General features: G+C 70.1%; 13 protein-coding genes and 1 pseudogene. 10 read left to right on the top strand and 4 right to left on the bottom strand.

Going from position 1 to position 15,415, the window contains the following annotated elements:
* The first annotated feature begins 38 nt into the window (after positions 1-38).
* The 3 genes and pseudogenes from ACFZDC_RS15560 to ACFZDC_RS15550 all read left to right on the top strand — a co-directional run bounded on the left by ACFZDC_RS15560 (position 39) and on the right by ACFZDC_RS15550 (position 1,413).
* On the top strand, positions 39-251 hold the full coding sequence (locus ACFZDC_RS15560; protein ID WP_391323987.1) for an MbtH family NRPS accessory protein: 213 nt from the start codon (positions 39-41) through the stop codon (positions 249-251).
* Positions 252-538: 287 nt separating this feature from the next.
* Positions 539-946: a winged helix-turn-helix domain-containing protein gene (locus ACFZDC_RS15555; RefSeq protein ID WP_391323985.1), complete on the top strand. Its 408-nt coding sequence runs from the start codon at positions 539-541 to the stop codon at positions 944-946.
* Between the two features lie 3 nt (positions 947-949).
* A pseudogene (locus ACFZDC_RS15550) lies at positions 950-1,413 on the top strand (transposase family protein).
* A 167-nt stretch (positions 1,414-1,580) separates the two neighbouring features.
* Here the strand turns inward: ACFZDC_RS15550 and ACFZDC_RS15545 are convergent.
* Positions 1,581-2,267 carry a tryptophan 2,3-dioxygenase family protein gene (locus tag ACFZDC_RS15545; RefSeq protein WP_391324059.1) on the bottom strand — a complete coding sequence of 229 codons (687 nt, stop codon included), beginning with the start codon at positions 2,265-2,267 and terminating at the stop codon, positions 1,581-1,583.
* Between the two features lie 196 nt (positions 2,268-2,463).
* Between ACFZDC_RS15545 and ACFZDC_RS15540 the strand changes: the two genes are divergently transcribed.
* The gene (locus ACFZDC_RS15540; RefSeq protein ID WP_391323983.1) at positions 2,464-3,654 is read left to right on the top strand and encodes a cytochrome P450; all 1,191 of its coding nucleotides are present in this window, start codon (positions 2,464-2,466) and stop codon (positions 3,652-3,654) included.
* Here the strand turns inward: ACFZDC_RS15540 and ACFZDC_RS15535 are convergent.
* The 3 genes from ACFZDC_RS15535 to ACFZDC_RS15525 all read right to left on the bottom strand — a co-directional run bounded on the left by ACFZDC_RS15535 (position 3,624) and on the right by ACFZDC_RS15525 (position 7,563).
* Positions 3,624-5,420, bottom strand: a complete 1,797-nt coding sequence (locus tag ACFZDC_RS15535) for an amino acid adenylation domain-containing protein (RefSeq protein ID WP_391323981.1) — start codon at positions 5,418-5,420, stop codon at positions 3,624-3,626. The two genes, ACFZDC_RS15540 and ACFZDC_RS15535, sit on opposite strands and share 31 nt — an antisense overlap.
* Before the next feature lie 89 nt (positions 5,421-5,509).
* On the bottom strand, positions 5,510-6,718 hold the full coding sequence (locus ACFZDC_RS15530) for an erythromycin esterase family protein (RefSeq protein ID WP_391323979.1): 1,209 nt from the start codon (positions 6,716-6,718) through the stop codon (positions 5,510-5,512).
* 68 nt (positions 6,719-6,786) lie between these two features.
* The gene (locus ACFZDC_RS15525) at positions 6,787-7,563 is read right to left on the bottom strand and encodes a MerR family transcriptional regulator (RefSeq protein ID WP_391323978.1); all 777 of its coding nucleotides are present in this window, start codon (positions 7,561-7,563) and stop codon (positions 6,787-6,789) included.
* Positions 7,564-7,720: 157 nt separating this feature from the next.
* Between ACFZDC_RS15525 and ACFZDC_RS15520 the strand changes: the two genes are divergently transcribed.
* From ACFZDC_RS15520 to ACFZDC_RS15495, 6 genes are all read left to right on the top strand, one after another.
* Entirely contained in the window at positions 7,721-10,099 is a 2,379-nt protein-coding gene (locus ACFZDC_RS15520; RefSeq protein ID WP_391324057.1) for an ATP-binding cassette domain-containing protein, read from the top strand.
* A gap of 288 nt (positions 10,100-10,387) precedes the next feature.
* Entirely contained in the window at positions 10,388-11,326 is a 939-nt protein-coding gene (locus tag ACFZDC_RS15515; protein ID WP_391323977.1) for an FAD-dependent oxidoreductase, read from the top strand.
* A 65-nt stretch (positions 11,327-11,391) separates the two neighbouring features.
* Complete coding sequence (locus ACFZDC_RS15510; protein ID WP_391323975.1) at positions 11,392-12,375, top strand: ATP-binding cassette domain-containing protein; 984 nt, start codon at positions 11,392-11,394, stop codon at positions 12,373-12,375.
* Positions 12,372-13,190 carry an ABC transporter permease gene (locus tag ACFZDC_RS15505; RefSeq protein WP_391323973.1) on the top strand — a complete coding sequence of 273 codons (819 nt, stop codon included), beginning with the start codon at positions 12,372-12,374 and terminating at the stop codon, positions 13,188-13,190. Before ACFZDC_RS15510 ends, ACFZDC_RS15505 begins: the two co-directional genes overlap by 4 nt.
* 77 nt (positions 13,191-13,267) lie before the next feature.
* Positions 13,268-13,981, top strand: a complete 714-nt coding sequence (locus ACFZDC_RS15500; protein ID WP_391323971.1) for a methyltransferase domain-containing protein — start codon at positions 13,268-13,270, stop codon at positions 13,979-13,981.
* Positions 13,982-14,021: 40 nt separating this feature from the next.
* Positions 14,022-15,404, top strand: coding sequence for a DoxX family protein (locus ACFZDC_RS15495; RefSeq protein ID WP_391323969.1), 1,383 nt, complete (start codon positions 14,022-14,024; stop codon positions 15,402-15,404).
* Positions 15,405-15,415 lie beyond the last annotated feature (11 nt).

Here is a 15,415-nt window from a genome sequence, read left to right as displayed (position 1 = left end):
AACCCGCACGTGCTGAAACGAGATCTGGAGGACACAAGGTGAGCACCAACCCGTTCGACGACGAGAACGGCCAGTTCCACGTGCTGGTCAACGACGAGGACCAGCACTCCCTGTGGCCAGCCTTCACCGAGGTTCCCGCCGGATGGCGCAGCGTCTTCGGCCCCGCCGGAAGGGCGGAGAGCGTCGCCTACGTGGAGGAGCACTGGACCGACATGCGGCCGCGCAGTCTCCGGGAGGCGATGAACGGCTAGCGCTGTGCCGTGAGGCGCGGCTTTGGGTGCCGGCCCGAGGAAACGCGGCGCCGCTGCGGGGCGAGGCCGTGGCGACCGAACCACACCACCACGGCCTGCGGCCTGTTACGCCTGCTCGGCCGACGTGAGAAACGCCGTCGGCCGACGATGACTGTGACCATCTCTTTGCGTCGACGGGGAGGCGCACTGCTGTGAAATGCACGACCAGCGGTGTCATGTTCGTCCGATGGCCGGCACAAACAGACCTTCGGAACCGATGTAGGAGGGACGGCGTACCACGTCTCCTCGTGGTGGAGGCGGGTGCCCGTCCGCCGGTCTGCAACGACCCTTTCGAGGACTGGGTCCGGGCGCCCATCTCCCGGGACGATCTCGACGCCCGGGTCAGGGCTCTCCAGAACCGGCTCGACAGCCGGCAGATACCGACCCTCGACTCCGCGGGAACACTCACCTTCGGTTCGCATTCGATCACCATCTCGAATGTCCAGACCGAATTGATGGAACTGCTCATCGAGCACTTCGGGGAGGTGGTGTACCGGCATGAACTCTCACAACGGCTCGCGGAACGCGTGCAGAGGCCGACGAGGAATTCGCTCGACCTCCACATCATGCGGCTCCGCCGCCGTCTGTCACCGACCGACCTGGTCATCCGCACGGCCTGGGGCCGCGGCTACGCGCTGGAGATCGAAGCCGGCTAGAGGTTGTCCCGTAACCGCTGGGGCAGTTGGTGCGTTGGCTGGGTATGGGGGGTGATCTCAGCAGATGATCCGAAGTGGATCGAGCCGTTCTCTGGGCTGACCGAGTCGCAGTTCGCCAGGTTGGTGACGTTGGTGCGGCGTCGGGGCGGTGACGTGCAGCGCGGCCGGCCGTGGCGGCTGCCGTTGGAGGATCGAGTGTTGCTGGTGGCGACGTACTGGCGCACGAACCTCACGTTGCGCCAGGTGGCGCCGTTGTTTGGGGTCTCGAAGTCGGAGGTCAGACGTACCTCAGCCCGCAGCAGGAAGCGGAGAATGCCGTCCATCGCCGGGCGCGAGCGCGCGTGGAACACGCCCTGTCGCGGCTGAAGAACTGGAAAATCCTGCGGGACTGCCGGCTCAAGGGCAACGGCGTCCACCAGGCCATGCTCGGCATCGCCCGGCTCCACAACCTGGCCCTCACCGGATAACCCACGCCCCCATACGGGACAACCTCTAGGTGACTGCCCCGCGATGTTGGTGACACGTGTACGGATGCTTGATCAACTGAGGGCCTTCTGGGTTCGGTGTGGACTGCGACATCCACGCCCGACCACAGGAGGCCCTCATGCATGGGTACCAATCGGCGGCCGAAGGGCTATGAGTGGTGCACCCTCCCGCGCAGCCGGCGAAGTTCGGGGAAGGGCCGGGTGACTCGGCGGGCAAGGAAGTCGACACCGCTTGAGCCGCCGGTTCCGCCCTGCTCCCCGAGCATCTTCGACACCAGCGCCAGGTGTGCCACTTTCCAATGCCAGTACCCGTTCCCCAAGTCCACCAGCGCTTCCGCCAGGCGGTGCAGCACGCCGGACTCCACGCCACGTCGGCAGACGTCGTGCACGGACTGCCCGTGGTACTCGACCGCCGCCGCGAACGCCTCGTAGAGACTGCCCTGGTGGTGGCTGTTGCCCAGCAGTGCCGTCAGCCGCCGGAACTGCGCGGACTGCGCGCCGCTCGCCGTGTCCAGATAGGTCCGGAACTCGGCGAAGTAACGCAGTGGCAGTTTCTCCAGCACCAGCAACTGCTGCTGAAGCACCCGTATCAACTCGACGGACCGCAGCAGGAATTCCAGCCCCAGCTCGAGATCGTGCGGGTGACAGGGCGGCAGGAGCGCCTCGGCAGCGGCATCCAGATCAGCCCCGAGTTGCTTCAGCCACAGCTCGCAGGACTGGTGGGTGATGATGAAGAACTGTTCGGCCAGGACGACCGCGCGGCCGGCTGTGTGTGGGGCCTGCGGCTCTTGGAGCGAAAGCAGGGTCTCCATGTGGAGATAGTCCCCATACGTCAGAGTACTCAGGACGCCGCCTCCTCGTCATAGGTGATCTGCCGGCCGCAGCCGGACGATCCGGCGCGTCCAACGACCCATATTCCTGAGCGTGACACGGGAAGGACCAGCTGATCTGCAATCTTTCGTCTCTCATTCAAGAAGAAAGACCTGCGCAAGAGCTTCCCGGCGTCGGCGCCGCCGATGTGACGATTTCGGCATGACGGACACGCCGACCGAGCTGGACCTGACCGACGCGACCGCCTTCGTACGGCACGACGCATACGAGTTCTGGCGCGAGGTGCGCAAGCACCGGCCCGTGTACTGGCACGAGGGGAATCCCGGTTTCTGGGTCGTCGCCCGCCACGCCGACGTGCTGTCCTGCTACGCCGACGTACGCTCCCTGAGTTCCGCTCGCGGGACCGTACTGGACGTCCTTCTGAGCGGCGGTGACTCGGCAGGCGGCAAGATGCTCGCGGTCACCGACCGGCCCCGCCACCGCGAGCTGCGCAACCTCATGCTGCGCGCCTTCTCCCCGCGTGTCCTCGGCGCGGTCGAACAGAAGGTACGGGAACGGACGTCACGGCTCATCAAGTCCGTCATCCGGCAAGGCGGGCTCGACTTCGCGGCGGAGGTCGCCGAGCACATCCCGATGAACACGATCTGCGATCTGCTCTCCATTCCGGAGGCGGACCGCGAGAAGCTGCTGCGCTGGAACAAGCTGGCCCTCTCCTCGGATGACGCCGAGTCCGACCGGCTGGACTCCCTGGAGGCCCGGAACGAGATCATCGGCTATTTCATGGACCTCGCCCGGTACCGCCGCGGCGACCCCGGCGACGACGTGATCAGCCTGATCGCGACGGCGGAGGTGGGAGGCCGCCCGCTGACGCTGGAGGAGGTCGCTCTCAACTGCTACAGCCTCGTGCTCGGCGGCGATGAGTCCTCCCGTGTGTCCGCGATCTGCGCGGTGAAGACGTTCGCCGAGCACCCCGCCCAGTGGCGGGCGTTGCGCGAAGGGTCGGCCGCGATCGACACGGCGGTCGAGGAGGTGCTGCGCTGGGCCACGCCGGCCATGCACTTCGCCCGCACCGCGACACGGGACATGAGGATAGGCGGCCGGCGGGTGCGCGCAGGCGACATCGTGACGCTGTGGAATACCTCCGCCAACAACGACGAGGAGGTGTTCGACCAGCCGCGCCGGTTCGACCCGGCCCGCTCGCCCAACAAGCACCTCTCGTTCGGCCACGGCCCGCACTTCTGCGTCGGCGCGTTCCTCGGCCGGGCGGAGCTACGCGCCCTGCTGAGCGCGCTCACCGAGTCGGTTACCGAGATCGAGTTGTGCGGCAAGCCCGCCCCGATCTACTCCAACTTCCTGAACGGCTACGCCAGTCTGCCGGTCGCCTTCCGCTGACGGCCGTCAGCCCGGAGCCGGCTCTCGACGGCCGCGGCCAGCTCGCCGATCGTCGCCGCCTCCAGCACGGTCCGGATCGACAGCGCGACCTCGAACCGCTCCCGGAGCCGGGCGACCAGCCTGGTCGCCTGCACGGAGTGCCCGCCGAGCTGGAAGAAGTTGTCGGCGACCGTCGCCTCCGGGATCCCGAGGATGTTCCGCACGATCGCGCAGACCACGGCCGCGTAGTCATCCGCCTCGACGGCCTCCGGCGCCCGCCCGCCGTCCGGGAGTGCCTCTGCGCCCGCGTCCGGCTGCGGCAGGGCACCCCGGTCGATCTTGCCGTTGGCCAGCGTCGGGAACCGCTCCAGCACCGTGACCCGTGCGGGCACCATGTGCGCGGGCAGCGACTCGGCGACATGGGCGCGCAGATCACCCGGCTCGACCGGCGCCGTGGTGGTGACGTAGCCGACGACATGCGCGTCGGCCAGCTCACCCCGCACCACGGCCACGGCGACGTCCACTGCCGGATGGGCGGCGAGCCGGGCTTCGATCTCACCGAGTTCGACGCGGAAACCGCGCAGCTTTACCTGGCCGTCGGCGCGGCCCGCGAAGAACAGCTCACCGTCCGGCCCTCTGCGGCCCCGGTCGCCCGTGCGGTACATCCGGGTGCCCGGCGGCCCGAACGGGTCGGCCACGAACTTCGCCGCGGTCGCCGGGGACCGGTTGAGATAGCCGCGCGCCAGCCCGCTGCCCGCGATGTACAGCTCGCCCTCCGTGTCGGGCGGCACCGGGCGCAGGAGCTCGTCGAGCACGTGCACCTCCTTGCCGACCCACGGAGTGCCGATCCCGATGTCACCGGCGTCGCGCACCGGCCCGGCGATCGTCGCCCCGACGGTCACCTCGGTCGGACCGTAACCGTTGAACATCCGCCGTGCCCGCGACCACTTGCGCACCAGCGTCGGCGTACAGCTGTCCCCCGTGGACATGACGGTCCCGCCGGGCAGGACGTCCTCGGCGTCGGTCTCGCTCAGCGCCACCGGAGGCAGTGTGGCGTGCGTGATGCCGTACTTGAGCAAGGTGTGCCACAGCGGATGGCCCGGCAGCAGGTCGTCGGCGGGCACCATCACGAGGGCCGCCCCGGACAGCAGCGCCAGGCACACGTCCCAGAAGGCGGCGTCGAAACTGATGGACGCCCACTGGAGCACGCGGTCGCCCGGGCCCGCCCGCAGGACGGCCGCCTGGGTGGCGGCCATGTCGCGCACACCGCTGTGCGGCACGGCGACACCCTTGGGCGTTCCGGTCGACCCCGAGGTGTAGATGACGTACATCAGGTGCTCGGGGCGCAGTGCGGCGCGGCGCTCGTGCTGGGCGACGTCGTGCCCCGGCAGAGCCGCGCACGCGGCACGGAACGCCGGGTCGTCGAGGACGAGTTCCTCCGGACCCGCGCCGAGGGGCGCCACCGAGGAGGACCGCAGCAGCAGCACCGGCCGCGCGTCGGACAGCATGAACGACAGGCGTTCCGCCGGGTAGTCCGGGTCGAGCGGGAGGTAGGCGCCGCCGGCCTTGAGCACCGCCATGATCGCCACGATCAGTTCCCGCGACTTCGGCATCGCGATCGCGACGAGCGAGTCGGGACCGACACCGTGCGCGATGAGCCTGCGGGCGAGCCGGTTGATCCGGGTGTTCAGCTCCGCGTACCCGAGGGTGCCCTCCCCGTCGACGAGGGCTGGCTCATCGCCCCGTCGGGCGACGATTGACTCGAACAGTGCAGGAACCGTGTTCAAGCGCGGTCAGCTCCTTCGGAAGGCTCCCTATTCGACGGCGAATCTAATCTCCGGCGTGCGGGGAGCCCGGCGAATCCTTCCCCTTTCCGTCAGTGCTCGCTCCCGGCACCGGCGGGGGTGCGCAGGAGGTCCCCCGACCGGGTGACGGCGGCGCCGTCGCGGACGTGCAGGACCGCGTCGGCGGTGTCCAGGAGGGCCTGGTCGAGCGGAAAGTAGCCCTGCTGCGGGGTGGTGTCCGTCCGGGTCCGGGCGGCGGTGACCGTGCCGGTGGGGGCCACGGCCCAGTCGGTGACACGGTCCTGCAGAACGCTCTCGTAGGTGCCCGGCTCGGGGTCGCCCAGCCCGATGGTCTCACTGCGGCCCAGGCTGCCGATGACGAAGAGGTACTGCTCGCCCAGCAGCGGTGCCACGACGGTGCCGGCCCCGGGCCAGCCGACGCGCAGGTCTCCCAGGCTCCAGGTGCTCGGGGTCCGCTGGAGGTGCACGTTGTGGGCGAAGACCAGCGTCGCGCCCCGGCGGCCCTCGATGCTGCGGATGTCGAGGAGGTTCTGCGCCATGAGTGCGTCTCGGGTGGCGAACAGCAGGGACAGCCGGGTGTTGTTCTCCAGGCGCTGGGCTGCCTGCCAGTGGTAGCGCAGCAGACCGAGGCCGGCGGTGAGGTGGGTCCTGGCCCGGAGCCACTCCGCGCGCGAGGTCTGCGCGATCCGCTCGGCGGCGTTGGAGTGGAGCAGGGTGAGCATGTCGTCGGCGAGGGACCGCAGCCGCTCGGCCTCGGGCGTGGCGCCGACCGACATGGCCGGGTCCATCACCGCCTCCGTACGGCTCCACTGCTCGTCCGCGCCGAACAGCCCGGTCAGGTCGAGGTCGAGCCCCAGATAGTTCCGGGCGTGCTCGAGACAGCGCCGCGGGCTGGGGGCGCTGGTCGTCTCCGTCGGGACGTCGAAGCCGTGGAAGGTCAGCTGCTCCTCTGGCGGCAGGCTCGCGTTGTGGTCGCGCATCCAGGCGACGAGGCGCCGGTTGGTCTCCAGGTTCCCGAAGCCGTGGGAGAAGCCCTCCCGCGCCACCTCGTCGAGATCCCCGTCGCCGCCCTTGACGAAGTCGTCGACGCGCAGCGCGGCCACGCGGTCGGTCTCCAGGGCGATCGAGCGGAAGCCGAGGCGGGCCAGCCGGGCGAACAGCTCGTTGCGTACCCACCCGAAGGCGGGTTCCCGGTGGGTGGGTTCGCCGAGCGCCAGCACGGCGCACGAGGCCACGGGAAGGTCGTGGAAGTCCTTTCTCATGTCTGTCAATCGAATCATTGAAAGACCTGTTGAGGCTTACGGCGATGCCATCGGCGCCGCGGGCGGACTCGCCGGGCCGCGAGGTCTCAAACCGTCGGTGGGGACTCCGGCGCGGGAGCGGGTTCCGCGGCGGCCGGCGGTCCGGCCGGGGCGACGCCCAGGAGGGCCACGTACCCGCCGAGACGGGCCGCCGCGTCGAGCATGGACACCCCGCGGGCCGTGAGCCGTCGCCGCCAGTCGTCGAGGGCGGCGGACAGCGCCTCGGTGCCGCCGGCCGTACGGATCTGCCGAACCACCGTGCGGATGTGCTCCAGCGGGTAGCCCCCGCGTCGCAGGAGATGGGTCAGCTCGGCGTCGCGCACGTCCGTGGCGCCGAACGAACGGTGGCCGGTGACCGGCTCCCGGGCGGGGGCGAGGATGCCCACCGCCTCCCAGTTCCGCAGGGTCGCCGCGGTCACCCCCAGACGGCGCGCGAGTTCGCCGATGCTGAGCGGCTCGCTGCCGGCGGAGGTGTGCTCGGCGAGGCCGGGGCCGCGGGTGAGGTGCTCCACCGCCCGCCCCACCGCGTCCAGCGTGCTTCGGTCGCGCAGCAGTTGGGCGTGGCCGCGGTCGACGGCCGTCAGCGCGGCGTCGAGGTCGCCGGTGTTGAGCGACCGCATGATCTCGCCGCCCGTGGCGTATCCGTATGCCTGGACGAGCGCCAGATAGGCGCGCAGGGCCGCCGCGTGGATCTCGGTGTAGGTGCGGTAGCCGGACGGGGTGCGCCGGGCGAGCGGGATGAACCCGTCCCGCTCGTAGTTGCGGACCGCCTGGGTGGAAATGCCGTGCTCACGGGCCAGGTCGTAAGGGCGCAGGTACTTCACGGTTTGAGACTTTATCCGAATAACTCCGCGTGGTTTCTCCCAAACCCTCAACCGACTTTGCAGGTATACGCTTGAGCTCATGAACCGGGACGTTCAGGAACTCGTCACCACGTCGCAGGACGAAGGCGTGCCGCGTCCGACCAACGGGAGGGACACCATGACGGCCGGCACGGAGACGGACACCCAGCCCGCTGCGCTGTGTGCCGCCGACAGCCATGATCTGATCCGTGTGCACGGAGCACGTGAGAACAACCTCAAGAACGTGCATGTGGAGATCCCCAAACGGCGGCTGACCGTGTTCACCGGGGTCTCCGGCTCGGGCAAGAGCTCCCTGGTATTCGACACGATCGCCGCGGAGTCGCAACGGCTGATCAACGAGACCTACAGCGCCTTCATCCAGGGCTTCATGCCCACCCTGGCGCGGCCCGAGGTCGACGTGCTCGACGGGCTGACCACCGCGATCCTGGTCGACCAGCAGCCTATGGGCACCAGCCTGCGCTCCACGGTCGGCACCGCCACCGACGCGGGCACACTGCTGCGCATCCTCTTCAGCCGGCTCGCCAAGCCGTACATCGGCTCGCAGAAGGCATTCGCCTTCAACGTCGCCTCGGCCGACGCGTCGGGTGTCCTCGTGGTGAACGGCAAGAAGATCGAGAAGGGCTTCAGCGTCGTCGGCGGCATGTGCCTGCGGTGCGAGGGCATGGGCACCGTCTCGGACATCGATCCCGCCCAGCTGTTCGACGACTCCAAGTCGCTCGCCGACGGCGCGATCACAGTCCCCGGCTGGAAGCCCGACGGCTGGGTGGTGCAGTCGTTCACCGAGTCGGGCTTCCTTGACCCGCACAAGCCGATCCGCGGCTACACCGAGCAGGAACGGCACGACTTCCTGCACCGGGACCCGGTCAAGATCAAGGTGAAGGGCGTCAACACCACCTACGAGGGCCTCCTCGCGCGGGTGCGCAAGTCGTTCCTGTCCAAGGACAAGGAGACGCTCCAGCCGCACATCCGTGCCTTCGTGGAACGGGCGGTGGCGTTCTCCGCCTGCCCCGAGTGCCACGGCACCCGGCTCAGCGAGACCGCCCGGTCCGCGAAGATCGACGGCCTCAGCATCGCCGACGTCTGCGCCATGCAGATCAGCGACCTCGCGGCCTGGATCCGCGGTCTGACCGATCCGTCGGTCACCACACTGCTCACGGTGCTCGGCCAGACCCTCGACTCGTTCGTCCAGATCGGCCTCGGCTACCTCTCGCTCGACCGGTCCTCGAGCACGCTCTCGGGCGGTGAGGCCCAGCGCGTCAAGATGGTCCGCCACCTGGGCTCCGCGCTCACCGACGTCACCTACGTCTTCGACGAGCCCACCGTCGGCCTGCACCCGCACGACATCCAGCGGATGAACGACCTGCTGCTGCGACTGCGTGACAAGGGCAACACCGTGCTGGTCGTGGAGCACAAGCCGGAGACGATCGTGATCGCCGACCACGTCGTCGACCTGGGACCGCTCGCCGGCACCAAGGGCGGCGAGGTGGTCTTCGAGGGCACCGTCGAGGGTCTGCGGGCCAGCGGCACCGTCACCGGACGGCATCTGGACGACCGGGCCTCGCTGAAGCCGTCCGTACGCGAGCGGTCCGGTGTAGTGGAGGTGCGCGGCGCCAACGCCCACAACCTGCGCGACGTCGACGTGGACATCCCGCTCGGCGTGCTCACCGTGGTCACCGGGGTCGCGGGCTCCGGCAAGAGTTCCCTGATCCACGGCTCGGTAGCGGGCCGCGACGGCGTTGTCACGGTGGACCAGTCGCCCATCAAGGGCTCCCGGCGCAGCAACCCGGCCACTTACACGGGCATGCTCGAACCGATCCGCAAGACGTTCGCCAAGGTCAACGGGGTCAAGCCCGCCCTGTTCAGCCCCAACTCCGAGGGCGCCTGTCCCACCTGCAAGGGCGCCGGTGTCATCTACACCGACCTGGCGATCATGGCCGGCGTCGCCACCACCTGCGAGGACTGCGAGGGCAAGCGGTTCCAGGCGTCGGTGCTCCAGTACCGGCTCGGCGGCCGGGACATCAGCGAGGTGTTCGCGATGCCGGTGGCCGAGGCCGCCGAGTTCTTCCGCAGCGGTGAGGCACGGACGCCGGCCGCGTACACCGTCCTCGACCGGCTCGCCGAGGTCGGCCTGGGCTACCTCAGCCTCGGCCAGCCGCTCACCACCCTCTCCGGCGGCGAGCGGCAACGGCTGAAGCTCGCCGGCCACATGGCCGGAACGGGCAGCGTCTACATCCTCGACGAGCCGACCAGCGGCCTGCACCTGGCCGACGTCGAGCAACTGCTCGCCCTGCTCGACCGGTTGGTGGACGCCGGCAAGACGGTCATCGTCGTGGAGCACCACCAGGCCGTCATGGCGCACGCCGACTGGATCATCGACCTCGGACCCGGCGCCGGCCACGACGGCGGCCGGATCGTCTTCGAGGGCACGCCCGCCGATCTGGTCGCCGCGCGCTCCACCCTCACGGGCGAGCACCTCGCCCAGTACGTCGGCGCCTGACGCGACGCGGCCATGCGCCTGCCCCCGCCCGGTGACTCGGGGCGGGGGCGTCGACCGCGGCCGGCTCGTGCCCGGGCGGAAAGCCGGCACCGCCCGTGCCGTGCAGGCGCACGACTGTCTGGCTCACCTCTTTCGCCCGCACCTTTCCAGCACCGCGGCGGCGACCAGAATGCGGGCCGACGGCTTCCGCCCGCCGACAGCCCGTTCCGGCGTTCCCAGACCGTGCACCTGCCGGACCGCCACCGCGGTGGACGGACCCCGCTCAGCCCGACGGAAGGGATCAGACCGATGTCCTCGCACACCGACCACACCACCGTGATCGTGGGAGCCGGCCCCGCCGGGCTCACCGCGGCGCTCGGCCTGGCCAGATACCGGCACCCGGTGATCGTCGTGGACAGCCCCCGGGCACCGCGCAACAGCGCATCGGCGGGCGTTCACGGCCACATCGGAATGGACGGCGTCACTCCCGCCGAGCTCCGGGAGCGCGCCTGGCGGGAACTCTCCCGGTACACGACCGTGGAGCGGCTGGAGGACGACGCCGACAGCGTGTCCCCCGCTCCCGGCGGGGGCTTCCGGGTCGCCCTCGGCGGCGGTGAGACCGTCGAGGCCCGAACCGTCCTGCTCGCGACCGGTGTCGTCGACGTCCATCCGGCCGACGTGGACGGCTTCGCGGAGTGCTGGGGCCGCAGCGTGATCCACTGCCCGTTCTGCCTCGGTGAGGAGAACGCCGGTCGGCGCTGGGCGACGGTCGCCGACAACGCGGACCTCGCGGGACTGTCGGCCGTGGCCTTCCGCGCCTGGAGCGAGGACACGATCGCGATCTGCCAGGAGTCGATGCCCGGCCTGGAGACCGCTCGTGCGACCGCGCGAACCAGGGGAGGGGACGTCGTCACGGGAACGGTCCGCCGCCTGCACCACCGGGAAGGGGCCCTCTACGGCATCGAGTTGGCCGACGGCAGGGTCCTGGAGCGGCAGACCCTGGTGTGGACGCCGCGACAACGGCAGCAGCCCGTCGTGCAGCGGGCGGCCGACGAACTGAAGCTGACAGTCGACGACGCCGGCTTCGTCGGCGTCGACGCCTCCCAGTGCACCAGCGTGCCGGGCCTGTACGCGGCCGGGGACCTGACCAGTCGCTGGAAGCAGTCGGTCACCGCGTCGACCGCGGCGGGCGCGGCGGCCGCCGACGCCATCCACATGTCGGCCTTGCTCGGTGCCGTGCACCACTGAACCGGGTCGCCGCCCCGCCACCCTGCACCCCAGGGCGCGTCGGACCAGGAAAGGAACCACGGCAGATGCCAGCAGCGATCAGAACGGCCGGACTGTGCAAGCGTTTCGGCTCGCTCACCGCACTCGACCGCCTCGAACTCACGGTGCCCGAGGGCACGGTGCACGGCCTGCTCGGCCCCAACGGCGCCGGCAAGACCACCACCGTCCGGATCCTGGCCACCCTCATCGCGCCGGACGACGGAGTGGCCGAGGTGTTCGGTGTGGACGTGCGCCGCGACCCCCGGCGGGTCCGGTCGATGATCGGGCTCACCGGCCAGTACGCCGCTGTCGATGAACTGCTCACCGGGCGCGAGAACCTGCACATGATCGGGAGGCTGTTCCGGCTGTCGAAGTCCGAGTGCCGGGCACGCGCGAGCGAACTGCTGGAACGCTTCGGTCTGGAGGACGCGGCCGACCGGCAGCCCAAGACGTACTCGGGCGGGATGCGGCGCCGGCTCGACGTCGCGGCCAGCCTCATGGCGCGGCCCGGGCTCGTCTTCCTCGACGAGCCGACCACCGGCCTCGATCCGCGCAGCCGTATGGAGGTGTGGCGGCTCGTGCGTGAACTGGTCGCGGACGGAACCACCGTACTGCTCACCACGCAGTACCTGGAGGAGGCGGACCAGCTCGCCGACTCCCTGTCCGTGATCGACCGGGGCGAAGTCATCGTCAGCGGTACCCCGGACGAGCTGAAGGCCCAGGTGGGCCCGGACCGGGTCGGCATCACGCTCCTCGATACCGGGGCCATGGAGCGGACGGTCCGGATCCTGCGGGAGCGGCTGGGCACCGACCCGGTCGCCGACGCCGAGAAGATGCAGGTCCACGCGCCGCTGCCCGACGGCGGCACCCTGCCCGACCTGCTTCACCTGCTCAGGGAGTCGGGGATCGCGATCGGTGACGTGGCGCTCCGCCGGCCCACTCTCGACGACGTCTTCCTGGCCGTGACGGGCCGATCCGCCGTTCACGGCACCGACCGGCGCAGCAGTGGGAAGGAAATCGAGCGGCCATGACCTCCACTACTCTGACGCGGGAGAGCGGCACGTCGTACACGTCGTCGGGCAACGCCCTCGCATGGTGGTTCTCCGACGTGTGGCAAATGACCCTGCGCAACGTACGGCACGTACTGCGCAGCCCCGAGCTGGTGATGTTCTCGCTGGTCCAGCCGGTGATGTTCATCCTGCTGTTCACGTACGTCTTCGGCGGCGCCATCGACGTCGGCGGCGAACGCTACGCCCAGTTCCTGCTGCCCGGCATCCTCGTCCAGATGGCGCTGTACGGCTCCGCCGCCGGTACCACCATCGGGGTCGCCGCCGAGATGCACGAGGGCCTCATGGACCGCTTCCGGTCGATGCCGATGAGCCGTACCGCCGTGCTGATCGGACGCACGCTGTCGGAGATCTTCCGCAACGTCGGCGTGGCCGGCGTGACCGTGGGAGTGGGCCTGCTGGTCGGCTTCCGGTTCCGCAACGGCCTCGTGCCCGCGCTGGCCGGCCTGCTGCTGTTGCTGCTGTTCGGCTACGCGGTGTCGTGGTTCGCCGCTTACCTCGGGCTGTCGGTGCGCAACGCGGAAGCTGCCCAGGCGGTCGGCGGTGTGTGGATCTTCCCGTTCACCCTGATCTCCTCGGCGTTCGTACCGACCGGCACGATGCCGGGCTGGCTGGAGGCGTACGCCGCCCACAGCCCCATGACGGCGGCCGTGAACGCGCTGCGCGCACTGTTCACCGGGGGCCCGGCGACCAGCTACGTCCTGCAGACCGTGGCCTGGTCGGTCGGCCTGATCGCGGTGTTCGCCCCGCTCGCGGTCCGCAAGTACGGCTCCCGCTGACCGGCGGACGACACCTCCGTGACAGAAGTCCGCAAGACACCGAGGATGCGCCGGGGGGCGACGCAATCATGGCAGCCATGACTGAACCTGCCGGCGCACCCGACGGACCCGCGGTGATGACCGAGGTATTCGACGCCGTCTACCGCGGGGAGAGCCCGTTCGGCAAACGCCCGCCGTGGGACATCGGGGCGCCTCAGCCCGCCTACGTCGCCCTGGAGAAAGCGGGCCTCATCCGGGGCACGGTGCTCGACGCGGGCTGCGGCACCGGTGAGGACGCCCTCCACCTGGCGGGCAGGGGCTACGCGGTGACGGGGCTGGACCTGTCCCCGACAGCGATCTCCCTCGCCCGGGACAAGGCCGCCGCACGCGGACTCGGCGCCGTCTTCGAAGTCGCCGACGCCCTCGACCTCACAAGCTACGAAGGGCGTTTCGACACCGTGATCGACTCCGGCCTTGCCCACACTTTCGAGGGCGACAGGCTGCGCGCCTACGCGGCGGCCCTGCACCGCGCCTGCCGCCCGGGGGCGGTGGCGTACATCCTCTCGATCAGCGACCGGGGATCCGCGGATATGCAGGCGCGGCTCGCCGAGGCCATCGAGGAGATACCGGCGCCGCTCCCGGACGACGAAGCGCCTTCCGCCCTCAAGCGCTCCGCCGACCACTTGCGCGACGGCTTCGCCGACGGCTGGACGGTCGAGTCGATCGACGAGGCCCACCTGCGCGGCATCATCCCGACCACGTCGGAACTCCTCGACGTGCACGCCTGGCTCGGACGTTTCCGCCGTAGTTGACCGCGACCACCGAAGACGGCCCCTGAGAAGGTGATGAACGATGAAGGTGCGAGTAGGCAAGTGGCTGCGGACCGTCGCGTCTTCACCGGCCGGCCGGGCGGCCAGACGCGCGTCCCCGTCGGCCGGCACCTCCCCGGCCCTGCCGAACTGGGCCGGGGCCGCCCGCACCGCCTACCGGTTCGGCTGCGTCTACGCCGGCCTGTACTGCCTGACCAGCCCGCAGGTCTATCTGGCCCTGCGCGGGGGCGGAATGGGGCGTCTGCAGGAAGCGGCCGACGCCTGGGCGAAGCTCTGGGCGGTACGCCCGGTGCGGAACTGGATGTCCGTCCGGGTCCTAGGCAGGGAGATGGGTGACCGCTTCGACGGCGGCGACGACCCGCACACCTGGGCGGGGCAGCTCTGCTGGCTCGCGGGCGCCGCCGCGGCCACCCCGGTCTGGTCCGTGCTGGACCGGCACCGGACGGACCACGCGACGCTGGACGAGTGGTTCCGCCTGGCCGCCCGTTTCTGTCTCGCGGGACAGATGTTCTCCTACGGCGCGGCCAAGGCTGTCCCGCTCCAGTTCCAGCTGCCGCCCTCCAAGCTCGTCGAGCCGCTCGGCGACCTCAGCCCGATGGGCCTGCTGTGGGCGCAGACGGGATCCTCGAAGCCGTATCAGGTGCTGCTCGGCTGTGCGGAGATCGCGGGCGGGCTGCTGCTCATCGTGCCGCGCACGGCGTCGCTGGGGGCGCTGCTGTCGGCGGCGGAGATGGCCCAGGTGCTCCTGCTCAACATGACCTTCGACGTCCCCGTCAAGGTCCACTCCTTCCAACTGCTCCTGCTCAGCCTGCTTCTGCTGGCCCCGCAGACGCCTCGCCTGGCCGAGGCCATGCTCACGGAGCGCCCGCTCCCCGCGGCCGCCCCCGCGGACCTCTTCCGTTCCCGCCGGGCGAACCGGATCGCCACCGCCCTCCAGGCCGGGGCCGGACTCTGGCTGCTCGGCGCGCAACTGCGCAACGACTGGACGTTCTGGAAGAACCACGGGGGTGGACGGGAGAAGCCCGAGTTGTACGGCGTCTGGGATGTGACCGACTTCTCCCTCGACGGCGAGCAGCACCCGCCTGTGACGACCGACGGCCGGCGCTGGCGCCGAGTCGTCGTGGACTCCGTCGACGCCGTGGCCATCCAGCACATGGACGACTCGCTCGACCCCTGCATGGCGGCGATCGACATGAATGCCCGTTCGGTCGCACTGACCAAGATGGCCGACCCGAAGTGGCAGGTGACGTTCGCCTTCGAGCGCCCGGCCGACGATCGCCTGATCCTGGAGGGCGACGCCGACGGCTACCACCTCCGTCTGCACCTGCGCCGCCGCGACCTCGGTACCTTCCCGCTCGTCAGCCGTGGCTTCCACTGGGTGCAGGAGAACTCGTCCCTGCGCTAGCGGACCGGTGG

The sequence above is a fragment of the Streptomyces sp. NPDC007905 genome (genome assembly GCF_042959345.1).
Classification (GTDB): domain Bacteria; phylum Actinomycetota; class Actinomycetes; order Streptomycetales; family Streptomycetaceae; genus Streptomyces.
Note: the sequence above shows the minus strand (reverse complement) of the source record. Positions and strands in the feature narration are given on the sequence as shown.